Annotated in this window: 31 protein-coding genes; 3 read left to right on the forward strand and 28 right to left on the reverse strand. The window is 64.7% G+C overall.

Features of this window, described 5'->3' with window-relative positions; all coding sequences use genetic code 11:
* Positions 1 to 48 precede the first annotated feature (48 nt).
* Positions 49 to 903, reverse strand: coding sequence for a formyltetrahydrofolate deformylase (purU, locus tag MTHMO_RS06670; protein WP_202214085.1), 855 nt, complete (start codon positions 901 to 903; stop codon positions 49 to 51).
* Between the two features lie 127 nt (positions 904 to 1,030).
* Entirely contained in the window at positions 1,031 to 2,707 is a 1,677-nt protein-coding gene (locus MTHMO_RS06675; RefSeq protein ID WP_202214086.1) for a Na/Pi cotransporter family protein, read from the reverse strand.
* 289 nt (positions 2,708 to 2,996) lie between these two features.
* Between MTHMO_RS06675 and MTHMO_RS06680 the strand changes: the two genes are divergently transcribed.
* Positions 2,997 to 4,457 carry a cellulose synthase family protein gene (locus MTHMO_RS06680; RefSeq protein WP_202214087.1) on the forward strand — a complete coding sequence of 487 codons (1,461 nt, stop codon included), beginning with the start codon at positions 2,997 to 2,999 and terminating at the stop codon, positions 4,455 to 4,457.
* A 6-nt stretch (positions 4,458 to 4,463) separates the two neighbouring features.
* Here MTHMO_RS06680 and MTHMO_RS06685 read toward each other — a convergent pair whose 3' ends face one another.
* Entirely contained in the window at positions 4,464 to 5,129 is a 666-nt protein-coding gene (locus MTHMO_RS06685) for a phosphopantothenoylcysteine decarboxylase (RefSeq protein WP_202214088.1), read from the reverse strand.
* A gap of 67 nt (positions 5,130 to 5,196) precedes the next feature.
* Here MTHMO_RS06685 and lipA point away from each other — a divergent pair, with 67 nt between their 5' ends.
* Positions 5,197 to 6,069 (forward strand): lipoyl synthase, encoded by an 873-nt coding sequence (gene lipA, locus MTHMO_RS06690; protein ID WP_202214089.1) that lies wholly within the window; start codon positions 5,197 to 5,199, stop codon positions 6,067 to 6,069.
* A gap of 46 nt (positions 6,070 to 6,115) precedes the next feature.
* Here the strand turns inward: lipA and secY are convergent, their stop codons facing one another.
* The 25 genes from secY to MTHMO_RS06815 all read right to left on the reverse strand — a co-directional run bounded on the left by secY (position 6,116) and on the right by MTHMO_RS06815 (position 21,369).
* Positions 6,116 to 7,612, reverse strand: a complete 1,497-nt coding sequence (secY, locus tag MTHMO_RS06695) for a preprotein translocase subunit SecY (protein WP_202214090.1) — start codon at positions 7,610 to 7,612, stop codon at positions 6,116 to 6,118.
* A 120-nt stretch (positions 7,613 to 7,732) separates the two neighbouring features.
* Complete coding sequence (gene rplO / locus MTHMO_RS06700; RefSeq protein ID WP_202214091.1) at positions 7,733 to 8,176, reverse strand: 50S ribosomal protein L15; 444 nt, start codon at positions 8,174 to 8,176, stop codon at positions 7,733 to 7,735.
* Complete coding sequence (gene rpsE, locus MTHMO_RS06705) at positions 8,173 to 8,886, reverse strand: 30S ribosomal protein S5 (protein ID WP_237394812.1); 714 nt, start codon at positions 8,884 to 8,886, stop codon at positions 8,173 to 8,175. The genes rplO and rpsE overlap by 4 nt, the downstream gene beginning before the upstream one ends.
* Positions 8,887 to 8,944: 58 nt before the next feature.
* Complete coding sequence (gene rplR / locus MTHMO_RS06710) at positions 8,945 to 9,298, reverse strand: 50S ribosomal protein L18 (RefSeq protein WP_202214092.1); 354 nt, start codon at positions 9,296 to 9,298, stop codon at positions 8,945 to 8,947.
* 31 nt (positions 9,299 to 9,329) lie between these two features.
* On the reverse strand, positions 9,330 to 9,872 hold the full coding sequence (gene rplF / locus MTHMO_RS06715) for a 50S ribosomal protein L6 (protein ID WP_202214093.1): 543 nt from the start codon (positions 9,870 to 9,872) through the stop codon (positions 9,330 to 9,332).
* Positions 9,873 to 9,920: 48 nt separating this feature from the next.
* Complete coding sequence (rpsH, locus tag MTHMO_RS06720; RefSeq protein WP_202214094.1) at positions 9,921 to 10,307, reverse strand: 30S ribosomal protein S8; 387 nt, start codon at positions 10,305 to 10,307, stop codon at positions 9,921 to 9,923.
* A gap of 21 nt (positions 10,308 to 10,328) precedes the next feature.
* Positions 10,329 to 10,514 carry a type Z 30S ribosomal protein S14 gene (locus MTHMO_RS06725; RefSeq protein ID WP_202214095.1) on the reverse strand — a complete coding sequence of 62 codons (186 nt, stop codon included), beginning with the start codon at positions 10,512 to 10,514 and terminating at the stop codon, positions 10,329 to 10,331.
* A gap of 15 nt (positions 10,515 to 10,529) precedes the next feature.
* Positions 10,530 to 11,099 (reverse strand): 50S ribosomal protein L5, encoded by a 570-nt coding sequence (gene rplE / locus MTHMO_RS06730; RefSeq protein WP_370568362.1) that lies wholly within the window; start codon positions 11,097 to 11,099, stop codon positions 10,530 to 10,532.
* A gap of 5 nt (positions 11,100 to 11,104) precedes the next feature.
* Complete coding sequence (gene rplX, locus MTHMO_RS06735; RefSeq protein ID WP_202214097.1) at positions 11,105 to 11,431, reverse strand: 50S ribosomal protein L24; 327 nt, start codon at positions 11,429 to 11,431, stop codon at positions 11,105 to 11,107.
* Entirely contained in the window at positions 11,428 to 11,793 is a 366-nt protein-coding gene (rplN, locus tag MTHMO_RS06740; protein WP_202214098.1) for a 50S ribosomal protein L14, read from the reverse strand. The genes rplX and rplN overlap by 4 nt, the downstream gene beginning before the upstream one ends.
* Entirely contained in the window at positions 11,790 to 12,140 is a 351-nt protein-coding gene (gene rpsQ / locus MTHMO_RS11130) for a 30S ribosomal protein S17 (RefSeq protein ID WP_255535360.1), read from the reverse strand. The genes rplN and rpsQ overlap by 4 nt, the downstream gene beginning before the upstream one ends.
* On the reverse strand, positions 12,137 to 12,388 hold the full coding sequence (rpmC, locus tag MTHMO_RS06750; RefSeq protein WP_202214099.1) for a 50S ribosomal protein L29: 252 nt from the start codon (positions 12,386 to 12,388) through the stop codon (positions 12,137 to 12,139). The genes rpsQ and rpmC overlap by 4 nt, the downstream gene beginning before the upstream one ends.
* On the reverse strand, positions 12,385 to 12,810 hold the full coding sequence (gene rplP, locus MTHMO_RS06755) for a 50S ribosomal protein L16 (RefSeq protein ID WP_202214100.1): 426 nt from the start codon (positions 12,808 to 12,810) through the stop codon (positions 12,385 to 12,387). The genes rpmC and rplP overlap by 4 nt, the downstream gene beginning before the upstream one ends.
* A gap of 15 nt (positions 12,811 to 12,825) precedes the next feature.
* Complete coding sequence (gene rpsC, locus MTHMO_RS06760) at positions 12,826 to 13,473, reverse strand: 30S ribosomal protein S3 (RefSeq protein WP_202214101.1); 648 nt, start codon at positions 13,471 to 13,473, stop codon at positions 12,826 to 12,828.
* 9 nt (positions 13,474 to 13,482) lie between these two features.
* Positions 13,483 to 13,830 carry a 50S ribosomal protein L22 gene (gene rplV / locus MTHMO_RS06765; RefSeq protein ID WP_370568269.1) on the reverse strand — a complete coding sequence of 116 codons (348 nt, stop codon included), beginning with the start codon at positions 13,828 to 13,830 and terminating at the stop codon, positions 13,483 to 13,485.
* 26 nt (positions 13,831 to 13,856) lie between these two features.
* Positions 13,857 to 14,138 carry a 30S ribosomal protein S19 gene (gene rpsS, locus MTHMO_RS06770; RefSeq protein WP_202214102.1) on the reverse strand — a complete coding sequence of 94 codons (282 nt, stop codon included), beginning with the start codon at positions 14,136 to 14,138 and terminating at the stop codon, positions 13,857 to 13,859.
* Positions 14,139 to 14,147: 9 nt separating this feature from the next.
* Positions 14,148 to 14,996: a 50S ribosomal protein L2 gene (rplB, locus tag MTHMO_RS06775; RefSeq protein ID WP_202214103.1), complete on the reverse strand. Its 849-nt coding sequence runs from the start codon at positions 14,994 to 14,996 to the stop codon at positions 14,148 to 14,150.
* Between the two features lie 28 nt (positions 14,997 to 15,024).
* Positions 15,025 to 15,312, reverse strand: a complete 288-nt coding sequence (gene rplW / locus MTHMO_RS06780) for a 50S ribosomal protein L23 (protein ID WP_202214104.1) — start codon at positions 15,310 to 15,312, stop codon at positions 15,025 to 15,027.
* Entirely contained in the window at positions 15,309 to 15,932 is a 624-nt protein-coding gene (gene rplD / locus MTHMO_RS06785) for a 50S ribosomal protein L4 (RefSeq protein WP_202214105.1), read from the reverse strand. The genes rplW and rplD overlap by 4 nt, the downstream gene beginning before the upstream one ends.
* A gap of 29 nt (positions 15,933 to 15,961) precedes the next feature.
* A complete protein-coding gene (gene rplC, locus MTHMO_RS06790; protein WP_202214106.1) occupies positions 15,962 to 16,666 on the reverse strand; it encodes a 50S ribosomal protein L3 in 705 nt (234 codons plus the stop codon).
* 36 nt (positions 16,667 to 16,702) lie between these two features.
* Positions 16,703 to 17,011 (reverse strand): 30S ribosomal protein S10, encoded by a 309-nt coding sequence (gene rpsJ, locus MTHMO_RS06795; protein WP_202214107.1) that lies wholly within the window; start codon positions 17,009 to 17,011, stop codon positions 16,703 to 16,705.
* 15 nt (positions 17,012 to 17,026) lie between these two features.
* Positions 17,027 to 19,195, reverse strand: a complete 2,169-nt coding sequence (fusA, locus tag MTHMO_RS06800; RefSeq protein WP_202214108.1) for an elongation factor G — start codon at positions 19,193 to 19,195, stop codon at positions 17,027 to 17,029.
* Positions 19,196 to 19,346: 151 nt separating this feature from the next.
* Positions 19,347 to 19,811 carry a 30S ribosomal protein S7 gene (gene rpsG, locus MTHMO_RS06805; protein WP_202214109.1) on the reverse strand — a complete coding sequence of 155 codons (465 nt, stop codon included), beginning with the start codon at positions 19,809 to 19,811 and terminating at the stop codon, positions 19,347 to 19,349.
* 17 nt (positions 19,812 to 19,828) lie between these two features.
* The gene (rpsL, locus tag MTHMO_RS06810) at positions 19,829 to 20,257 is read right to left on the reverse strand and encodes a 30S ribosomal protein S12 (RefSeq protein WP_202214110.1); all 429 of its coding nucleotides are present in this window, start codon (positions 20,255 to 20,257) and stop codon (positions 19,829 to 19,831) included.
* A 251-nt stretch (positions 20,258 to 20,508) separates the two neighbouring features.
* Complete coding sequence (locus MTHMO_RS06815) at positions 20,509 to 21,369, reverse strand: diacylglycerol kinase family protein (RefSeq protein WP_202214111.1); 861 nt, start codon at positions 21,367 to 21,369, stop codon at positions 20,509 to 20,511.
* A 41-nt stretch (positions 21,370 to 21,410) separates the two neighbouring features.
* On the opposite strand from MTHMO_RS06815, the gene MTHMO_RS06820 reads away from it, so the two are divergent.
* Positions 21,411 to 22,754, forward strand: a complete 1,344-nt coding sequence (locus MTHMO_RS06820; RefSeq protein WP_202214112.1) for an AsmA-like C-terminal region-containing protein — start codon at positions 21,411 to 21,413, stop codon at positions 22,752 to 22,754.
* Positions 22,755 to 22,766 lie beyond the last annotated feature (12 nt).

Here is a 22,766-nt window from a genome sequence, read left to right on the forward strand (position 1 = left end):
CCGGTCAAGGAGGATGGTTCCGGCCGCCTCTCCCGCCGCAGCCGGCAATCAGGAAAAGACCACCGTCTTCCGGCCGTAGACCAGGATCCGGTTCTCCACCTGCCAGCGGACCGCGCGGGAGAGGACGACCTTCTCGAGATCCTGTCCCTTCCGCACTAGGTCGGGAACCTGATCGCGGTGCGAGATGCGGACCACGTCCTGCTCGATGATCGGCCCGTCGTCGAGGATTTCGGTGACGTAGTGGCTCGTGGCTCCGATCAGCTTCACCCCGCGCTCGTAGGCCTGGTGGTAGGGCTTGGCCCCCGAGAAGGCCGGAAGGAAGGAGTGGTGGATGTTGATGATCCGGTTCGGGAAACGGCCGACCATCGCCGGCGAGAGAATCTGCATGTAGCGGGCGAGCACGACCAAGTCGATCCGGTGCGCCTCCAGAAGCTCGATCTGGCGGGCCTCGGCCTCCTCCCTGCGTCCGGGCACAATCTCGAAACGGTAGTAGGGGATGCCGCAAGCGGCGGCGATCCACTCGCCCTCGGAGTGGTTGCTCACGATCAAGGGGATCTCGCAGGCGAGCTCGCCCGCTCGATGCCGGTAGAGCAGGTCGACAAGACAGTGGATCTGGCGGGAGACGAAGACGGCGACCCGGGGCCGCTGGAAGGAAGAGGCGAGGCGCCACTCCATGCCGAAGCGCCGCGCAATCGGTCCGAAGCGAGCGGGGACCTCCGAGAGATCGAGAGAAAACCCTTCGAGATCCCATTCGACCCGCATCAGAAAAAGACCCAGCTCGGCGTCCTGGTGCTGGTCGGCGTGGAGGATATTGCCCCCATGCTCGAAAAGAAAGTCGGCGATCGCCGAAACCAGGCCCTTTTGGTCCGGGCAGCTGATCAAGAGCACGGCGCTTCCGGCCATTCGGCTGCTTTTCCTCTTTCGGAGCAAACGCGAAAGGGGGGCTCGTCGCCCCCCGCTTCCTTTTTGCCGGAAACGACTCGCCGCCGCCAAGCAAAATGGCGGCCTCGCCGACTTTTCTTCTTTTGGGCTACTTCGCCGCCTCCTCATCCGCGGTCGCGCGGCGGAGCCGGCTCGGCAAAAGCTCTCCCGCCCGTTCCAGAATCGGATACGCCGCGGAGGCCACGATCAAGCCGTTGATCCGCTTGAGCTGCCGCACCACCTTCACTTCGAGGGCGCCCGCGGGATCCGGATCGGCGGGGTTGGCCCGCATCCTTTCGAAATGGGCTGCGGAAGCCCTCGCTTCCAGACCGCGAAAGGCGTCCTTCTCCTCCGCGAGCATCCGCGCGACGCGCAGGTCCGGGGTGACGAAGAGCGCAGCGGCCCGCTGCAGATTGGCGAGAATGCGGTCGAGGATCGAGGAGAGCTCGGCTTGGGCGTCCGGAGGGAGCACGAGGTTCTTTTCGATCCGCTCCACGGCGAGGGCCAGCAGCTCCTTGTCGGCGACTCCCGCGGCCTGCTCCAGGCTGGCCGAGAAGAAGAGGATATCCTCGAGCTTGGAACGCTCCGCCTCGCTCATCATGTCGCGGTCCACGGCGCTCAGATAGCTCCGCGTCGCCTGGTGAATCTTGTCGACGGCCTTGCCGATGCGCTTGATGGAAGCCGGCTGGAGGCGATCTCCCCGCAGAAAGATATCCCGGGACCTTTCGAGCATGCCCTTGAGGAGATCGGCCAGGCGGAGCGCCTCCCGCGCGGCGTTCCCCAAGGCGACGGCGGGGGTGCCCAGGAGCGCCGGATCCAAATAGAGCGGCTGACCCAAGGACTCCTTGTCCTTCCGGTCGGGGAACCACGCGGCCAAGAGCCGTCCATAGGTGGAGAGCCAAGGGAAGAAGAGCAAGGCCAGAGCGAGATTGAAGAAGGTATGAAAGTCGGCGACCGCCCGCGCCGGGTTCGGCTCCCAGGCGGCCAGCCAGGCGGCGGCCTGCGGCAGGAAAAGGAGCCCGCCCACAAAGCCGAACAGACGGTTGAGAAGATTGCCGATCGGCAGCCGCCGGAACGCCGGATCGGTCCCCGTAGTGCTTTCGAAGACCGGGTTGATCGCCGCACCTAAGTTGGCTCCGACGGTCAGAGCCAGGGCGGCGGGAAGCGATACCACTCCCTTCGCGGCGAAGGAGGCAACCAAGAGGATCGCCGCCGCGCTCGAGTGGGCCGCCCACGAGAAGGCGGCCCCGCACAGCGCTTCGAGGAGCGGCTGCCGGGAGGCCGCTTCGAGAAAGCTCCGGAGCGCCGGGGCATCGGTGTAGGAGTCGGCCAGATGCACCATCTGGTGGAGGGCCGAGAGGATCAGGCCGAGCCCGATGAAGACCCGCCCGAGGTCGTGCGCGGTCGTGTTGCGGGATCCGAAGAGAAGGTAGCCCGCCAGAACCGCGGCGGGGGCGGCGGCAAACACCGGGAAGGAGAGAACCTGGACGATGAGGGTCGTTCCGACGTTAGCCCCCAGCATGACCGCAAGGGCGGGGACCAAGCCGACTACCTTCTTGGCGACGAACCCGGTGGCCATGAGAGCCGTCGCGGTGCTGCTCTGCAGGAGCGCGGTGATCAGGATTCCGCCCAGGAACGCGCGCCAGCGGCTACCGAGCGCCTTCCCCATCAGAAGGCGGAGCCGCGGGCCGAACGCGCGCTGCAGACCGGTGCGCACCATCCGCACCCCCCAGAGCAGCAGCGCGGCCAGACCCGCGAGGTCGATGAGGGCGAGGGGGAGTCCCATAGCGGGAAAAAAGGAGCGGTATCGGCTTGGCGGCCGGAGCCATGCTGGTCTATGAACCACCGTCAGGGAGGACCGCAACTCTATTCTGCGGCAGAAGGACTTTCGGCGGGGGAAAAATGCGCTTCTTGGATCGGAAGGTTTCTCTTGATCGCGGTAATTCGATCAGAAAAGATTCGGCGCCTTCCCGCCGCCCGGAGGGGCCCCGCGCGGCCGTCGGCGTCCCCGGAAGCGAGCGCCGGCTAGCGGCGGTGAACGGGACTTCCGCTACCGGAAAAGAGGCAAAGAGCGTATGATCTGGGTCATCTTGTCGGTTATTGCGGTCGCTTTGGCGCCCCATGCGGCACACCGCCTATCGCTTTTAATCCGCCTGCGCCGTCTGCGCAACGAACCTCCCCCTCGCCCGGCCGGTGCGCCAAGCCCCATGGTCACGGTGCAGCTTCCGATCTACAACGAGCGGTTCGTCGTCGAACGGCTGCTCCGTTCGGTCGCCGCGCTCGATTATCCACGCGACCTGCTGGAAATCCAGGTTCTCGACGATTCCACCGACGCCACGAGCGAGGAGATCCGGCGGATCATCGCGGATCTTCTCCCTTCCGGCGTCTCGATCGCCCACATCCGCCGTCCGGCTCGGGCGGGCTTCAAGGCCGGCGCGCTCCAGTACGGCCTGGAGCGGGCCCGAGGAGAGTTCATCGCGATTCTGGACGCCGACTTCGTCCCGCCCGCCGACTTCCTCCGCAAGGCCGTGCCCTATTTTGCCGACCCTCGCGTAGGAATGGTGCAGGCCCGTTGGGGCTTCCTCAATCGCGAGGAAAATCTCCTCACCCGCTGCGAGGCGCTCTTTCTCGACGGCCATTTTCTCCTGGAGCAGGCGGTGCGCGCGCAAAGCGGCCTCTTTTTCAACTTCAACGGAACCGCGGGCCTCTGGCGCAAATCCTGCATCGAGGACGCGGGGGGATGGGACGGCGGGACCCTCACGGAGGATCTCGATCTGAGCTACCGTGCCCAGTTCCGCGGTTGGCGTTTCGTCTACGCGCCGGAAATCGTAGTGCCAAGCGAGCTTCCCGCCCCGATCACCGCCTTCCGGACCCAGCAGCATCGTTGGGCCAAAGGGGCGATCCAGACCGCACGGCGGCATCTGCCCACGCTCTTCACGGGCGCTTTCTCCTGGCGCCACAAGATAGAAGGAGGCTTCCACCTCCTCGCCCATACGATCCATCCCCTCGTGGCCGCCTTAGCCCTCCTCAACCTAGCCGTTCTGCTCGCTCCCTGTCCCTCCTCCTCCCTGCAGCCGGTGGTTTCCTATCTTTTTACGGGCCTCTCTTTCTCCTTCTTGCTCTATCTGCTGGCCGTCCAACGCCTGGAGAAGGGGAAGCTCGACCAGAACGCATGGGCGCTCCTGCCGGCTTCCCTCGCTCTCTCCATCGGCATGAGCTTCGCCAACACCCGCTCGGTGATCGAGGGGATGCTCAACATTCCCAGCGGATTCGTCCGGACCCCGAAACGGGGGGACGGCGCCGCTCGGCCCCCCGGGTGCTCCTATCCGGCCCGTCATGGCTGGCGATTGCCGCTCCTGGAAACCTTGGTCGCCGCATCATTTCTCTGGGCGCTCGTGGTCACGATCCGCCACGGCTGGTGGCTCGCGCTGCCAGGCTGCCTTCTCCACCTTTTCGGCTTCGGCTTCGTCGGCGTCGGCACCTTGACCGCGATCCTCAAGGAGAAACAAGAGAGCGCCGCGGCGACCCTCGCCTGAGGCTCGTCACTCCGGCGGTCGGCACGCTTTCCCCCGGCGGGCGAGCCGCTCCAGCAGCAGCTCGGCCAGGGCTTCCCGGTCGGGGGCCGCGGCCCAGCTCCCGTCCCGCGCCAGAAGCCCGAAACCGCTCCCGTACGCCGGCCCGTTGACGACGCACATGTCGGTTCCCGCCGCAAGGAGCTGCTGCTTGCCCCGGGCGAGGGCGGCGGCGCGGTCCCCGTCCACCTCGAACTTCCAACCCGTCAGGAGCGCCCGGGGAAAGAGCGGGCGCAACTGCGGCAGCAGCTTCGGCGCGGGAAGGAGGAGGAGCCGGTAGGAGGAGTCGCTGCCCAGCTTTCCGGCGGCGACGGATCGCCCGCCCGCGTCCTCGATCGAGCCGACGCGGAAGTCCGACAGCGCGGCGGCGTGAAAAAGCGCATCGACCGGCTGCTCGCGCGCCAGCGCTCGCAGCTCCCGGGCGAGATCCTCCGTCGTGGTGAACGGCCGGATCGGGAAATCCGGCGCGGGAGGCTGGGCCGCGGCTCCCGTCCCCCGGAAGCAGACCACTTGGTGACCGGCCTTCGCAAAGACCGCGGCCAGAAAGAGGCCCAAAGAGCCCGTCGAGGCGTTCGTCAGGCGCCGAACCCGGTCGATGGGTTCGGAGGAAGGTCCGCAGGTCACGACAATCCGCATGATCCCGTTATCCTATCCGCAGAATGCGGGCTTGCGCCAAGGGCAATCGTCCTTCATCTAGGGAGAGATGGATGACCCTACCCGGACTTCGGCTTGGCCCACCGATCGGAAGCCCCCGTGGCTCCGCGCGAAGATCCCTTCGGGGGCCCGCTATGAGGCCCTTCGCCGGCTCGTGGCGGAAAAGAGGCTCCATACCGTCTGCGAAAGCGCGCGCTGCCCCAACCTGGGCGAGTGCTGGTCTCAGGGGACCGCGACGTTCATGATCTTGGGGGAGATCTGCACGCGCGCCTGCCGGTTCTGCGCGGTGTCCACCGGGCGGCCCGGGGGGGTCGATTGGGATGAGCCTCGGCGCGTGGCCGAAGCGGTGGCCGCGATGGGGCTGCGTCACGCCGTGCTCACTTCGGTGGCCCGCGACGAGCTGCCCGACGGGGGTGCGGCGGTCTGGGAGGCGACGATCCGGGCCGTGCGCGAGCGGAACCCCGGCACGCGCATCGAAGTCCTCATTCCCGATTTCCGCGGCAGAAAGGAGGATCTGCTCCGGGTCCTGGCGGCCGCGCCCGACATCCTCAATCATAACATCGAGACCGTTCCGCGGCTGCAGAAGCTCGTGCGTCCGCAAGCCCGCTACGAACGGTCCTTGGGGATCCTGCGCACGGCGAAGCAGGAAGGCTTTCCGACCAAGACCGGGCTTATGCTCGGCATCGGCGAGCGCGAAGAAGAGATCGCCTCGACCCTGCGCGAGCTGGCCGCCGAGGGTGTGGACATCCTCACCCTGGGCCAATACCTGCGGCCTTCGGTCCATCACCTTCCGATCGATCGCTGGGTCACGCCGGAGGAGTTCGCCTCTTGGAAAGCGTTCGCACTCGACCTGGGCTTCCGCTTCGTCGAATCCGGACCGCTGGTCCGCAGCTCCTACCATGCGGAAGAGCAGCTGATTTAGCCTCTCTTCCCCTGCGGGCGGACCCGGAGCGGAGGCCGCCTCGCGGTTAGTGCTTGGCCAGTGAGATCGTCACGCCGGCGATGACCAGCAGGCCGATCAAGGTGTAGAGCCAGACGAGGGTGCGTTCTTGGACGGGACCGGACCGGCTGCCGGGCCCGAAGGCCGACTGTCCCCGAAGCTTTCCTCGCTTGAGGAAGCCGTCGTAGCGGCGCTGGAGGAGGTAGGTCTCGGTCTGCCGCATCGTGTCGAGCATGACGCCGACGACGATGAGAAGGCTCGTTCCACCGAAGAACTGGGCGGTGATCGCCGGAATGCCCAGCAGGCTCTGCACGAGCATGGGGAGGACCGCCAGCGCCGAGAGGAAGGTCGCTCCCGCGAGGGTCAAACGGGTCATCGAGAAGTCGAGGAACTCGGCTGTGGGCTGTCCGGGACGGATCCCGGGGATGAAGCCCCCATGCTTCTTCAGGTCATCGGCGATCTGGACGGGGTTGAACTGGGTCGCCACCCAGAAATAGGAGAAGAAGAAGACCAGCAGCACGGTGATGCCGTAATAGAGCCCTCCGGCGGAAAGAGACGTGGCGAACCGGGCGGCGGCCGGCGAGTTCGGGAAGAGGAAGCCGATAATGGTCGAGGGAAAGAGGAGAATCGCCTGGGCGAAGATCAGCGGCATCACCCCCGCGTAATTGACCTTGAGGGGCAAAAACGTGCTCTGGCCTCCGTAAACCTTGTTGCCGCGGACCTGCTTCGCGTAGTGGACGACGATCTTGCGCACCCCTTGGGTCATCGCGACGGTGGCCGCCACGACCCCGAAGAGGAAGAGGAGGAGCAGCGCGACAAGCAGCGGACTGGAAGCCGAGAGGCTCGAAGGAGAGACGAGCTTCGACCACCCTTGCAAAAGCGCGGCGGGAAGCCGCGCCAGGATGCCGATTGTAATGATCAGCGAGACGCCGTTGCCGATCCCCTTTTCGGTGATCTGCTCTCCGAGCCACATGAGCAGCATCGTTCCGGTCGTCAGGCTCAGCACCGTGACCAGCCGAAAGGCCCAACCCGGATCGGGCACCAGAGGGACGCCGAGCCGCTCGATCACCGAGGTGATGCCGTGCAGGAGCGGGATGCTTTCCGGATTTTCGAACCCGACGGCGAGCAGATAGCCCTGAAAGAGGCAGAGCAGCCCGGTCAGGACGCGGGCGTACTGGGTAAGCTTCTCCCGCCCTCCTTCTTCCCGAGCGAGCTTTCCCAGGGTCGGAATGACCGTGGTCAGCAGCTGGATCATGATGCTCGCGCTGATGTAGGGCATGACGCTAAGCGAGAAGAGGGCGCAATTTTCCAGCGCTCCCCCGCTGAAGAGATTGAGCATGCCGACCACCGAGCCTTGCGCTTGTTGATCGATAACCGTGCGGAAATATTCGCTCAGCACGTTGGGATTGACACCGGGACAGGGCACCGCCGAGCCCAGGCGGACGACGACGATCACCGCAAGGGTGAACAGAATTCTTTGCCGCAGCTCAGGGATCTTGAAGCAGTTGACAAACGCGGAAACCATCGTGTCTTTCTCTTTTGCAGGCTTCCCCGGGCGCATGCGCCCACCGCCCGCCGCCTCCATCCGACCTCTACACGGCCGGGGCGGTCGCCCTTTTCCGCTCCCCCCGTACGGAAGCGCCGCTTAGGAAAGAATCTCGACCTTTCCTCCGGCCGCTTCCACCTTCGCCCGCGCCGCGGCGCTGGCCGCATGCACGACGACCGTGACGGCGCGCGCAATCTCGCCGCCTGCCAGCAGCTTGACCCCCGCCCACCGGCCCTTGACGATTCCGGCCGCCCGGAGGCTTTGCTCATCGATACGGTCGCCCGCGACCTTCTCCAGGTCGCGGAGGTTGACCGGGGCGTAGTCCGCGGAGAAAGCGGCGTTGTTGAACCCTCGGCGGGGCACCCGGCGGATCAGAGGCATCTGCCCGCCTTCGAATCCGATCCGGATGCTTCCTCCGGAACGGGCCTTCTGGCCCTTGTTCCCTTTGCCGCTCGTCTTTCCGTGCCCCGAGCTCTCGCCGCAACCCAGCCGCTTCCTCCGGTGACGTTCCCCTGGCCGTAGACGCAAATCATGCAATCTCATAAGGACCCCTCCGCTTTGGTTTCTACCGCCCGCTCCTGTTCGTTCCTTGCGTTCCGCTTCCCGCGCAACTGCAGCACTTCGTCCGGCGAACGGAGTTGTTGAAGCGCGAAGAGAGTCGCCTTGGCGACATTGTAGGGATTGCTCGAACCGAAAGACTTCGTCAAGGCGTCTTTCACTCCGGCCGCTTCGAGAACCGCGCGGACGGTGACTCCGGCGATTACCCCCGTTCCCGGGGAAGCCGGCTTGATCAGCACCCTGCCGCCGTCGAACTCCCCGATCGCCTCGTGCGGGATGGTCTGCCCGCGGAGCACGATGGTATCCATCCGCTTGCGCGCGCTTTCGGTGGCCTTTTTGACGGCGTCCGCGACTTCATTGGCCTTACCGAACCCGACACCCACCTTCCCTTGCCGGTCTCCCACCACGACCAGGGCCCCGAAGCTGTAGCGCCGCCCGCCCTTGACCACCTTGGCGCACCGGTTGACGTAGACGACCCGATCCATCAGTTCCCCGGCGACCGATTCGCGGCGCTGGCCCTCCGAACCGCCGCGACGCGTCCTTCGCCTTCCCCGCGGGGCGGGTCGTTCCGGCGAGCGCCCGAGCCGCTCCTCGGTCGAGGAGGTGAGAGGCGCCGCCGTGGCCACGCCGGTTTCATTCTGCGGGACGACCTCTTGCTCGTTGCCGCCGCCCGCTCGCGTTTGTGTTGTTTCCATGCCGTCCCTGATCTAATCCGGTCGCAGATTCCTTCGACCGCTCCGCTGCCGTTTCCCTCTAAAATTCCAATCCGGCTCCCCGCGCCGCGTCGGCCAACGCCGCAACCTTGCCGTGATACAGAAAGCCTCCCCGATCGAATACGACCTTTCGGATGCCCTTCGCCTTCGCCTCTTCCGCCAGCCGCGCCCCCACCTTCGTCGCTCCCTCGATATTGGCGCGCAGCCCCGCCAGCGCCTTCTGGCGCGTGGATGCATACGCCAGCGTCCTGCCCTCCCGGTCGTCGATCACCTGCGCGTAGATGTGCTTCCCGGTGAAGCAAACCGAAAGCCGCGGCCTTTCCTTCGAACCCACGACCTTTCGGCGCGTGCGCAGGTGGCGCCTCTTCCGCATCTCTCTTCGTCCCAGCCGCATTTGGTGCTCCTCCGTCCTCTATGCGCCCGGCCTACTTGCCCTGCGCGGTCTTGCCCGCCTTCCGCCGGATCGCCTCGCCCGCATAGCGCACGCCCTTTCCTTTATAGGGCTCGGGCGGATAGAAGCGGCGGATCTCGGCGGCAACCTGGCCCACCAGGCACTTGTCAATTCCTTCGATCAACAACTTGGTGTTTTCGCTTACCGTGATCCGGATACCGTCCGGAATCCGGTAGACCACCGGATGCGAAAAGCCCAGGCTCAGCGTCAGCTCCTTGCCTTGCACCGCGGCGCGGAATCCCACCCCGTGAATCTCCAGCGCCTTCCGGAAGCCGGTATGGACCCCCGTCACCGCGTTGTTGAGCAAGCTTCGGTGGAGTCCGTGGAGCGCACGGCTCTTCCGGTCTTCGCTGCGGTTCTCGATCCTCAGCATGCCGTCGCGGAGCGTGGCGGCCAAGAATTCCGGGAGCCGATGCGCCGCCTTTCCCTTCGGGCCTTCCACGGCGACCGCCTCGTCCTGAATCGCGACCTTGACTCCGGGGGGTACCGGAATCGGCATTCTTCCGATGCGTGACATATTCGGAGCGTTTCCTTTCTTGCTGACTCGATTTCCTGGGCCGGAGGCCTATTCGACCGCGAGCAGAAGCTCCCCTCCCACGTTGGCGCGCTTGGCGCGGTGGCCGGCTAGGATCCCCTTGGGCGTCGAAAGCACGCAGACGCCCAGCCCTCCCAAAATCCTCGGCACCTCCTTGGCTCCGACGTAGCACCGGCAGCCGGGCCGGCTGATCCGGCGCACCTTCTGAAAAGGACTCACTTCCCGCAGCAGGAGGCGAAGCTGCCGGATCCCTTTCCGAACCGTCACGACCTCGATCTTCTCCAGGTACCCTTCCTCCACGAGCACGCGGGCGACGGCCTCCTTGATCCGGGAATGGGGAAGCACCACGACCGGCTTCCTGGCCCGGTTGGCATTTTGCAGCGCGGAGCAAAAATCGGCTAACGGATCGGTTTGCACGTCGATCGATCTCCCGGCCGCCTACCAGCTGGCCTTGGTGACCCCGGGGATTTCCCCCCAGGATGCGAGCTCCCGGAACACGATGCGGCTCACCCCGAACTTGCGCAGATACGCGCGCCGGCGGCCCGAAATCCGGCAGCGGTTGTATCGGCGCACGCGGAACTTCGGTGGCCGCTTCTGCTTTGCTATCCAAGCCTTTGTCGCCATATATCTTTTCCCTCCTTAGGCCGTCGCCGCCCGCTGTTCCCGCCGCATGCCCGCAAACGGGAGGCCGATGCGGGCCAGCAGATCCCGTGCTTCTTCCACCGAGCGCGCGGTCGTCACCATCGTGACGTCGAAGCCGAACATCCGCTTGACGTTTTCGATCTCGATTTCCGGAAAGACGGTATGATCCCGGATCCCGAACGTATAGTTGCCCATCTTGTCGAATCCGTGCGGCGAAAGCCCGCGGAAGTCCCGGACGCGCGGCAAGGCCGCCCAGATCAACCGCTCGACGAACTCGTACATCCGCCTGCCGCGAAGCGTCACCTTGCAGCCGATCTCCTGACCCTTCCGGAGTTTAAAGTTCGAGATGCTCTTCTTGGCCTTCGTCTTCACCGGACGCTGTCCGGTGATGGCGGCGAGGTCGGTCATCGCCTCCTCCAGTGCAGCCTTGATGTCCGGAGCGGAGCCGACACAGCAGTTGATGACCACCTTCTCGAGGCGGGGCACCTCGTTCACATTGGCGTAGCCCCGCGCCGCCCGCATCTCTGGCCGGATCCTCTCTCGATACGTCTTTTCCAAAACCGACAGTTCGCTCATGAGCCCGAGCCCTCCGTCGGGAGCGACGGCTTGGCGCCGCGGCGAACGCTCTTCTGGAATTTAGCCAAAAGCATCACCTTCGAAATGGCAATCGGCGCCTCGCGCTCGGTGAAGCCTCCCTGCGGGTTCTCCTGGCTGGGGCGCGTCGCTCTCTTGACCACGTTCACCCCTTCGACCAGCACGCGGTTCTGCTTGCGCAGCACGCGAAGCACCTTGCCGGTCTTGCCCTTCTGCGTCCCGCTCAGAATCACGACCTCGTCGCCCCGCTTGACGTGAAAGGAGCGCTGCGGAGCGGATGGCTTTCGGCTTCCGAATGGCTTCATACGACCTCGGGGGCTAAGGAAATGATCTTAATAAAGTTCTTGTCGCGCAGCTCGCGCGCCACCGGCCCGAAGACGCGCGTCCCCCGCGGATTCATGTCCTTGTCCACGATGACCACCGCGTTCGTGTCGAATCGCAGGTAGGAGCCATCCGATCGACGGATCGGGTGCTTGGTTCGCACGACGACCGCCCGCACGACTTCGCTCTTCTTCACGGTCCCGTCCGGTGCCGCTTCCTTGACGGTGGCCGTGATCAGGTCGCCTACGCGGGCGGTAAGGCTCTTTCGCCCGATCACCCCGATCATCGTCGCGCGGCGGGCGCCGGTGTTATCCGCAACTTCCACCCAGGAACGGATCTGGATCATAGGGCAGCCTTCCCTTCTTGGGCCGGGCGCAGGATCTCCACCAGCCGCCAGCGTTTCAGGCGGCTCAGCGGCCGGGTTTCCTGTATCTTCACCCAATCTCCCGTCTTGGCCGCTCCCGCCTCGTCGTGCGCGTAGAGCTTCTTGTGCTTGCGGACGATTTTCCGGTAGAGCGGGTGGGCCACACGCCGCTCCACGCTGACGACGATCGTCTTCTCCATCTTGGTGGAGATCACCCGCCCGGTCCGCGTTCTCCCCTTCGGCGACGGTCCCGGCCCCGCCGGCTCCGCCTCCCCGGCGGCCGTCTGCCCCTCCGGGGCACCGGTTCGTTTACGGCTTTGCCTCTTCACGCTTTCTCCTTCTTCTTCCGATCCTTCTTCTCTCCTGCCGGCTTCACCGCCCGCTCGATGCCGAGCTCCGCTTCGCGGAGCAGCGTCTCCACGCGAGCGACCAGCTTCCGCAATTCCAGCAACCGGCTCGGCTTCTCCAGCGAGCCGCTCGATTGCTGGAGCCGAAGCCGGAAGATCTCCTCGCGCGCATCGGCGCCCTTGGCGATCAGCTCCTCCCGGGAGAGTACCCGAAGTTGACTAGTCTTCACGCTCGCAGAGTCCTTTCCCGGGTGATGAAGCGGGTGTGCACCGGCAGCTTGGCCGCCGCGAGCCGAAACGACTCCCGAGCGACATCCTCGGTCAAGCCGTCGAGCTCGAAGAGCACGTTCCCCGGGCGCACCACGGCGACCCAAAATTCGGGCTGCCCCTTTCCCTTGCCCATCCGGGTTTCCGGAGGACGCGCGGTCACGGGCTTATCCGGGAAGATCCGGATCCAGAGCTTTCCCTTCCGTTTCGCATAGCGGGAGATCGCCACGCGCGCCGCTTCGATCTGGGTGTTCTTGATCCATGCCCGCTCCAAGGATTGGAGTCCATAGGCGCCGAAAGCCAGGGAAACCCCCCGGCTCGCATTTCCAGCGCGGCTGCCCCGCTGCGCCTTCCGGTATTTTACGCGTTTTGGTAGAAGAGCCATGTTCCGCCGCTGCTCCTAGAATCCGACCCCGGCCATTTCTTCCTTCCGGCAGAGCCACACCTTGACACCGATCTTTCCAGCGACCGTGCGGGCTTCGGCAAAGCCGTAATCGATATTGGCGCGGAGCGTGTGGAGGGGGACCTTCCCCTCCCGGTAGCCTTCAACCCGGGCGATCTCCGCTCCGCCCAGCCGCCCGGCGCACCGGACGCGGACGCCCAGGGCTCCGGCTTCCCTCGCCATCTGCATCGCCTTCTTCATCGCGCGCCGGTGGGAAATCCGCCGTTCGATCTGAAGGGCGATGTTTTCGGCCACGAGCTGCGCATCGAGCTCCGGCCGCTTCACTTCCTTCACGTCAACGAGCACCTCGCGGTCCTTCGGCACCAGCTGCTGGATCTCCTCGCGCAGCTTGTCGAGCTCGACCGCCTTCCGGCCGATCACCAATCCCGGACGGCCGGTATGGATGTTGACCCGCACCCGGTTGCCGGCCCGCTCGATCACCACCTTCGCGATCGCCGCAGCCGCCAGCTTCGTCTTGATCAGACGGCGGATCTGAAAATCCTCGTAGATGTATTCCGGAAACAACCGTTTGTCGGCGTACCAGATCGACCGCCATTGGCGGTTCACCGGCAAGCGAAAACAGATCGGATTAACTTTTTGCCCCATATCCGTGCCCTATTCCTCTTCCTTTGGTTCCAAGACGATGCGTATGTGGCTCGTCCGCTTGCGGATCGGGCCGGCGCTTCCCCGGGCCTTGGGCTGGAAGCGCTTGATGGTCGTCGCCTCTCCGATCCGTGCTTCCTTTACCAGGAGATCACCCCGGTGCAAGCCATGGTTGTTTTCCGCGTTGGCCAGCGCGGAGGCCAATGTCCGCCGGATGTGGCGCGCGCCTTCCTTAGGAAAGTGGGCGAGCACCGCCAACGCCTCTTCGGCGCGCATGCCTTGAATGCATCGCGCTACGTCCCGGAGCTTGAAAGCCGACATGCGCACGAACCGGTTGATCGCCTTCACCTGCATAAGCATTCCTCGATACGGATTGGTCGTCCTCCCTACTTCGCCGTCGCCTTCTCCGTATGCGCCCCATGCCGCTTGAAAACGCGCGTGGGCGAAAACTCTCCGAGACGATGGCCGACCATGTTTTCGGTGACGTAGACCGGGTGGAAGATCTTTCCGTTATGCACCAGGAAGGTCAGCCCTACGAAATCCGGGATGATCATCGACCGGCGCGACCATGTCTTGATCGGCTTCTTCGACCCCGACTTAAGGGTGGTACTCACCTTCCGAAGAAGGTGTTCATCGACAAACGGCCCTTTTTTTAAGCTACGACCCATGGCAGCTCCCTACTTCTTCCGTTTCCGCGTCCGCCGCTCGAGGATGAACCGATCCGATGGCTTGTTGCGCCGCCGGGTCTTCTTCCCCTTGGCCAGCTTGCCCCAGGGCGACTTGAGCTGCTGCCGACCGCCGCCTCCTTTGCTCTTGCCTTGGCCGCCGCCGTTGGGATGGTCAACGGGGTTCATAGCGACGCCCCGGACGTGGGGGCGCCTTCCGCGCCAGCGGCTCCTCCCCGCCTTCCCGAGCGAGACGTTGAAGTGGTCGGGATTGCTGACCTGACCGACGGTAGCGTAGCAGGCGGCCGCGATCCGCCGCACCTCGCCGGAAGGAAGCCTGACGACGGCATACCCTTGATCGACACCCAAGAGCCAGGCGCTCGAGCCGGCCGCGCGGACGAGCTGGCCGCCGCGGCCCGGCGTCAGCTCGATATTGTAGATGGCAGTCGCCGCCGGGATCCGCTCCAAGGGGAGCGCATTCCCCGGCTTGGCCGGAGCCTCCGGCCCGCTCGTCACCGTGTCGCCCACTTTGAGCTCTTGCGGAGCGATGATGTAGCTCTTTTCCCCGTCGCTGTACCGAAGGAGCGCGATCCGGCTCGTTCGATTCGGGTCATATTCGATGGCCTCGACCGTCGCCGCCATTCCGTGGCGTTGCCGACGGAAGTCGATGAGCCGGTACCTTCTCTTATGTCCGCCCCCGCGGTGGCGGGCGGTGACCCGGCCGTACGCATTCCTGCCTCCGCTCTTCCGGAGGGGCACGGTCAAGGAACTCTCCGGCTCCGACTTGGTGATGTCGGAAAACGAGTCGGTCTGCGTAAAGCGCAGCGAGGGCGTCAGCGGACGAAATTGTTTCAACCCCATGACCTTCTCTTCTCCTTAGCCCCGAAGCTCACGCCGTGAAATCGAGCTTCTCGCCCGGGGCGAGCGTCACGATCGCCTTTTTCCGTGTCGGCGTCTTCCCCATCCTCCCCACTCGGCCCCGCCTGGCTTTCCCCGGGGAGAACAACGTGTTCACCGCGACCACCTTTTTGCCGAAGGCCGTCTCCACCGCCTTCCGGATCTCGAGCTTGGTCGCATCGCGGGCGACCTCGAACAGATACTGGTTGCCCCGCTCGCCGAGGAGGGTGGCCTTCTCGGTCATCCAGATATGCCGCAAAATCCTCCGATGATCCCTCACGACCCATTCCCTCCTTTGGCCAGCCGCGTGTCGAAGACCCGGAGCGCAGGCTCCTCCAGCACGATCCGATCGGGCCAGAGGAGATCCTCCGCATTGGCATCCGCAGCGGTGACGACGGCAATTAGCGGGTGATTCCGCGCCGCGAGCCACACCGGCGACTCGTGCTTCTCGACGACAAGCAGGAGCGTCTCCCTCCGGTCCCAGGAGTCAAGGCGCCGAAGCAGCTCCTTGGTCTTGGGTTGCGGCAGCTCGATCCTCTCCGAGACGAAGACCGCCCCTTCGGCGATCCGGGCGCTCAAGGCCTTTCGTAGCGCTAGCCGCTTCATTTTTTTGGGCAGCTTCTTCGAAAAGTCCCTGGGCTGGGGCCCGAAAACCACCCCGCCTCCGCGCCAAATCGGAGAAGAGACGTAGCCCGCCCGGGCCCGGCCGGTCCCTTTCTGCGCCCACGGCTTTCGGCCCGACGCGCGCACCGTCCCCTTGGTCTTGGTCGCCCGCGTACCCCGGCGGCGATTCGCGCGGTAAGCCACGACGGCCTGGTGAACCGCCTGGCTCCCGCGCCCGTTCCACAAAAGGGGAGTCCGGATCTGCTGCTGGGCCTCCTCGACGGTTAAAACTCTCATGATCGCTCTCCGGCTTGCCGGTTCCCGCCCTACTTCTTCTTAGCCGCTTTCGCCGGCGCCGGCTTTGCGCTCTTGGCTTGCGGCTGCGGCTTCTGCCGCGGCTTCGGCTGCCCTTTGATCGCGCTGCGGATGAGGACAAGTCCGCCGCGCGCCCCGGGGACACTCCCCTGGATCAGGAGCGCGCGGTCCTCCTCGCGCACGGCTACGACCGCAAGATTCTGCACCGTCACCCGAGCATGGCCCAAGTGTCCCGCCATGCCCTGGTTGCGAAAAATCCGCCCGGGGGTCGACCGGCAACCGACCGCACCGTTGCGCCGATGCATCTTCGAGCCGTGGGCGGCCCCTTGGCCCGAAAAGCCGTGCTTTTTCATGACCCCCTGAAATCCCTTGCCCTTGCTCACCCCGATCACGTCCACCCGCTGCCCGGGGCGAAACAGCGTCACGCCGATCTCCTGGCCGGGCTTCCACTCTTCCGACCCATCCACCGGAAACTCCCGCAGAAAGCGCCTCGGCGTGACTCCAGCCTTCGCGAAATGGCCGCGCAAAGGTTTGGAGATCCGCGTTTCCGGAACGGATTCAAAACCCACTTGCACGCTCTTCCTGCCGTCCGCATGCTCCTGGAGACGGACCACCACGTTCGGCTCCGCCCCGACCACGGTCACGGGAATCAGATTCCCGTCTTGGTCGTATACCTGGGTCATCCCCAGCTTCCTGCCTAACAGTCCCATGCTCATCAGCCTGGTCTCCCTTTCCCGCAGGCGCGATCGCCGTCAGATGCGGATCGTAATATCCACCCCTGCCGGCAAATTGAGCTTCTTGAGCTCGTCCACGGTTTTCGCCGTCGGCTCGATAATTTCGACCAGCCGCTTGTGCGTTCGGAGCTCGAACTGGTCCATGCTCTTCTTGTCCACGTGAGGCGACCGGTTCACGGTGAACCGCTCGACCCGTGTCGGCAGCGGGATCGGTCCGGACACCGCGGAACCGGTCCGGCGCGCCGTTTCGGAGATCTCCGAGGCGGCTCGATCCAACAGCCGATAATCGAAGGACTTCAAACGAATCCGAATTTTGCTCGCTGCCATGGCGTCCCGAAGTCCTTACTTCCGCTTCTGCTCGACGATCTGCGCGACGATGGGCGCGGGCACCGGCTCGAAATGCGACGGCTCCATCGTATACGCGGCCCGTCCCTTCGACATCGATCGGATGTCATTGACATAGCCGAACATTTCCGCCAAGGGCACCTCGGCGCGCACGTTTGCGGTCTTTCCTTTGGTCTCGACGTTAAGAATCTTTCCTCTCCGGCGTGTCAAGTCGGCCAGAATATCCCCCTGGTATTCTTCAGGTGTGGAGACTTCGACTTTCATGATCGGCTCCAGAAGGATCGGATTGGCTTTCTTGAGCGCGTCCTTCATCGCGAAGATCGCGGCCATCTTGAAGGCGAGCTCGTTCGAGTCGACCTCGTGGTAGCTCCCGTCCAGAATGTGGACCTCGAGGTCGATCACCGGGCTGCCGTGAATCAAGCCGGCGCCCAAGGCTTCCTGGACCCCTTTGAAGCAGGCGGGGATATACTCCTTGGGGATGTTTCCGCCGACAACCTGGCTTGTGACCACGGTGCCCTTGCCCCGCTCCAGCGGCAGGATCTCGAGGATAACGTGCCCGTACAGCCCGCGTCCTCCGCTCTGCTTGATCAGTTTGCCTTCGCCTTGGGCCGGCCGCGTGATGGTTTCCCTGTAGGCGATCTGCGGAGCGCCGGCGTTGGTCTCGACACCGAATTCCCGGCGGAGCCGATCGCGGATGATGTCGAGGTGGAGCTCGCCCATTCCGGCGATGATCACCTGCCCGGTCTCCTCGTTGGTGCTGACGCGGAAGGTCGGATCCTCCTCCATGAGCCGCTGAAGGGCTAGGCTCATCTTCTCCCGGTCCGCCTTGGTTTTGGGCTCGATCGCCATCGAAATGACCGGCTCTGGAAAGACGGGCGGCTCCAGGATCACCTCGAAACCTTCGGCGACCAGGGTGTCCCCCGTGGCCACATCCCGAATTCCCACCAGTGCTGCGATGTCCCCCGAGTGCACCTCCTGGATGTCCTTCCGCTCATCGGCCTGCACTTGGACGATTCTGCTGATTCTCTCCCGCTTGCGTGTCCGCGGATTATAGACGGTCATCCCCTTTTGCAGCGTGCCGGCATAGACGCGGAAGAAGACCAGCTTGCCCACAAAGGGGTCCGACCAGAGCTTGAAGACCAAGGCGCAAAACGGGGCTTGATCGTCGGGCTCGATCAGAATCTGCTCTCCGGTGACCGGATGCTGGCCCTTGGCCGGCTCGATGTCGACCGGGCTCGGCAGATAATCGATGACCGCATCGATGAGGAACTGAACCCCCTTATTCCGGAAGGCGGCGCCGGCGATGACCGGGACGAACTCATTGGCGATGACCGTGCGCCGGATCGCCCGCTTGATCTCCTCGGCGGTGGGCTCCTTTTCGGCGAGGAAGATTTCTCCCATCTCCTCGTCCTTGTCGGCAAGCGCCTCGATCAGCTTCCGCCGCGCCGCCGCCGCCGCCTCCCGGTACTCTTCCGGAATATCCACGACCTCATAGGTCGACCCGAGCCGGTCGCTGTCCGAGTAGACCACGGCCTTCCGGTTGATCACATCGATCTGGCCGCGGAATTGATCTTCCTTGCCGAGCGGAAGCAGAATCGGCCAAGCGTTGGCCCCCAGCTTCTCCCGGATCTCGCGCACCGCATTCTCGAAGTCGGCCCCCACCCGATCCATCTTGTTGATGAAGGCGATGCGGGGCACCCGGTACCGGTTCGCCTGCCGCCAGACCGTCTCGGACTGGGGCTGGACCCCGGCTACCCCGCAGAAGACCGCGATCACTCCGTCGAGCACGCGCAACGAGCGCTCCACCTCCGCCGTAAAATCCACGTGTCCCGGGGTGTCGATGATATTGATCCGAAACTTCTCTCCCGGGAAGAGCTTGACGATACCCTCCTCGTGCCGCACCGGCCAGAAGCAGGTGGTGGCTGCCGAGGTGATCGTGATCCCCCGTTCCCGCTCCTGCTCCATCCAATCGGTCACGGTGGTGCCCTCGTGGACCTCGCCCATCTTATGGATGGTACCGGTGTAAAAGAGGATCCGTTCGGTCAAGGTCGTCTTCCCGGCATCGATATGGGCGGCGATCCCGATGTTCCGCGTCCTCTCCAACGCATACGGTCGGTGGGCGGAGTTCCGGACTGCCGAAACACTCGCAGACGTCGTTGTCGTCATAGAAAAATTCCTTTTCCGTTACGCCCGTCGCCGCCGAGCAGGCCGGCTACGAACGCGCGGGAGCGCCCCTTGGCGCCCCAAAAACTCGGCACGCCCCTTACGGTTTCGCGCCGTCGCTTTTTTTTCCTACCGCTTTTTTACCGAAAAATCCCTAATACCGCAAATGAGCGAAGGCTCGGTTCGCCTGCGCCATCTTGTGCACCTCATCCCTCTTCTTCACGGCCATCCCCTGGCCGGCCGCCGCTTCCCGCAGCTCATTTTGCAGCGCGACCATCATCGGAATTCCTTTGCGCGAGCGCGCAGCCCGCAAAATCCAGCGCAAAGCCAGAGACACCTGGCGATCGGGAGGCACTTCGACCGGCACCTGATAGGTCGCCCCGCCCACCCGCCGCGACTTGACCTCCAATCGGGGTTTGACGTTTTCGATCGCTTTCTGCAACGTCTCCAGCGGATCGTCAACCTTGCCCTCCATTCCCTCGATCGCTCCATAGACGATCCGCCGGGCGAGCGCTTTCTTGCCTCGCGAGAGGACCACGCTGATCAACCGCTGCACGAGCACCGATTCGTACTTCGGATCCGGCAGGGTCTGGCGCTTCTCGGCTCTTCTCCTTCGCATACCTCGCCCTTTTGCCCCTACTTCTTGGCCTTGGCGGTGGCCGCAGCCCCTTCCTTCGGCCGCTTGACCCCGTACTTGCTCCGGGAGACGTTCCGGTTGGCTTTGTTGGTGTTGCTCGGCCCGACGGCGCCCGCCGCATCGAGAACACCCCGGACGATGTGGTACCGCACCCCCGGCAGGTCCTTCACGCGGCCGCCGCGGATCAGCACGATCGAATGCTCCTGGAGCGAATGCCCTTCCCCGGGAATGTAAGCGATCACCTCCTTGCCGTTGGTCAGCCGAACCTTGGCCACCTTCCGCAAGGCCGAGTTGGGCTTCTTCGGCGTCCTCGTCATCACCTGGATGCACACCCCGCGCCGCTGCGGGCAGCCATCCAGCGCGGGCGCCTTGGTTTTCCGCGCCAGCTCTTCCCGTCCTTTCCGGACCAACTGATTAATCGTCGGCATTGCTTATCTCGCACCAAACCGAATGAAAGGCATCAACTATCGCTAAGAGAAGCCTCCCTGACAAGCCCTTTCCACGAGCCGGGACCACTTTTTTCGGGATCCTGCGCACCTCTCCCGTTCCGGCACCTCGCCCTTCCCGGCAAAGCGTCCTCCGGTTCCCGCGCCCAGCCCACGGACCGAGCGAAAGCGCCGGCTCCGGCCCCCTCTCCGGCCGCCGATGGGTTCGCCGCCGGGAGGAGGCTTCCCCCCCCTTACGGCACGATCACCTCCAGCGCGGCCGGCGAGAGCGAGAAGGCGCACGGGGTATGACCGTAGATCTCTCCATCGACCTCCACGGGCACCGGGCGATCGGATCGGACCGCCAGCTTCTTTGCTTGAAAATAGAACACATCGGAAAAGCGCGTGTGCCGCCGAGAGATCACCCCCTGCACGTAGCGCGCGACGGCTGCGGCGTTGAGCTCGGCGAAAAGACAGCCGTCGAGCAGGCCGTCGTCGAGCTTGGCATCGGGGAATACGGCAAAGCGGCCGCCGTAATAGCGCCCGTTGCCGACCAGCAGAAAGCGGCCGTGCTGCTCCTCCCTTTCATCGATTGTGACCGTCAACACCGGCGCCGGACGCCCCAAAAGGCCGACCGCGGTGAGCAGATAGCTCAGAGGACCGAAGGTCTTTCGCGTCCACCAGTGGGTCCGGGCCAGGATCTCCGCATCCAGGCCGACGCCCGCCAACTGGACGAAGCGCTGCTCCCCCGCGCGGGGCAGGTCGACCTTCCGGGTCTTCCCTCTCCGGATGACCGCCCACGCGGCCTCGAGCTGGATGGGGATGCCCAGCTCCATCGCAAAGACATTGATCGTGCCCAGCGGCAGGATCCCCAGCGTAGCCGCGGCCCCATTGAGGCCGTTGACGACCTCATTCACCGTCCCGTCTCCCCCGGCGGCTACCACGGTCCGATATCCATGTTCGAGCGCCCGCTCCGTTTGCGCTTCCGCGTCCCCCGGAAACTGCGTGACGCGGATCACCGCATCGTTGCCGGCCGCACGGCGCAGCCTGTCGAAGATCCTCCGGGCCTTCTCGCCACGCGCCGCCGGGTTGAAAATTATGCAGACGCGATTCATTTGCTGGAAAATCTTTAAGAATTCTTGCGTAATTACGAACAGTGCGCCTCTTGCGGCATATCGGCGAGTTTGCGATCGGCCTCCTCTTGGCGGCAATCGTCTTTTTTGTCCTGGCCGAACAAGCCCTCAAGCAGTGGGTATCCGGCCGGCGCGCCGCCGTCTATCTGGAGTGGGCGATAGGGGAGGCGCTAGGCGGCTCCGTGCGCTTCTCTTCGGCGGAATGGAAGCCCCCCGCCGAAATCACCTTGGACGATCTCCGGATCGATAACCCGGCGAGCGAGAGCGCTCCCGCGCTCCTCGCCGCCAGGCAGGCCCGCTTCGAATATTCGCTCGCTAGCCTTCTTACCAAAGGATTCTACCTGCACCGCGCGCGCCTGGAAGCCCCGGTCTTCGCCTTGCAGCTTGACAGGAACGGCAGGCTTCTGCTGCCCCTCGTCGACGAGGATCCGGCCAAGCCCGGTTCCCCGCTGCTCCTCTCCCGTGCCCGCTTGTTTCCCTGGCGTGTCGGCTCCCTGGACATCGCCGACGGCCGGCTCGTTCTGCTCTCCCCGGATCGGTCACCCTTCCTCGAGATCGGAGGGATGTCCGCCAACGGCCCTCTCGAGGAAAAGCGAGGCCTGCTCTCCGGGAGGGGCACCGTCACCGCCGACTCGTTACGGATTCTCGACCGCGTTTCCTGCCAGCAGCTCCTCGCCCAGTATGCGATCGAAGCATCCCGGCTGGTCCTTTCCCATTTCCAGGCGACCTCCTTCGGGGGACGCCTGGAGGGCTCCCTCACGCAGCTACCTTCGGATTCCGGGGCCGGGTACTTTCGCGCACGGCTGGCCGCGAACGGCCTCGATTTGCGGGCGCTCCTTTCGGCCATCTGCTACAACCGGCAGACCGCCCAGGGCCGGCTCTCCGCCGAGCTCGACTCCTGCGGCCGGTTCTTCTCTCCCAAAACCTTGGCCGGGCAAGGGTCGTTTTCCGTGAAGGACGGATGTGTCGAAAATATTGCTCTTTTCTCAGCTCTGGCGGCCGCTTTGCGGCAAAGCAGCATCGCGCGGCCCGACTTCTCCGAATGCACCGGGCAGTTCCGCATCCAAGAGGGGACCGTCACCTTCGCCAACCTCCTGTTCCGGTCCCCGAACTTCTCGCTCTCCGGGGAAGGCTCGGTGGCATTCGACTCCTCCTTGCGGCTCGTCCTGCGCGTGCATCTGCAGGATTCCCTCCTGCACCAGCTTCCCGAGATGATCACCCGTCAGCTCCGCTTTCTGCAGGATCGCTCCCAGGCCATCGTCCTTTCGATGCAGGGGACGATCCAGAACCCGGAGGCACATCTCTTCGAAAACCTGGCGCTCCGGTCGGACGCCCCGTTCCGCCTTCCCTGGACCGTGGTTCCATGAGCTCCGGCACGG

The sequence above is a fragment of the Methylacidimicrobium sp. AP8 genome, assembly GCF_903064525.1.
GTDB lineage: Bacteria > Verrucomicrobiota > Verrucomicrobiia > Methylacidiphilales > Methylacidiphilaceae > Methylacidimicrobium.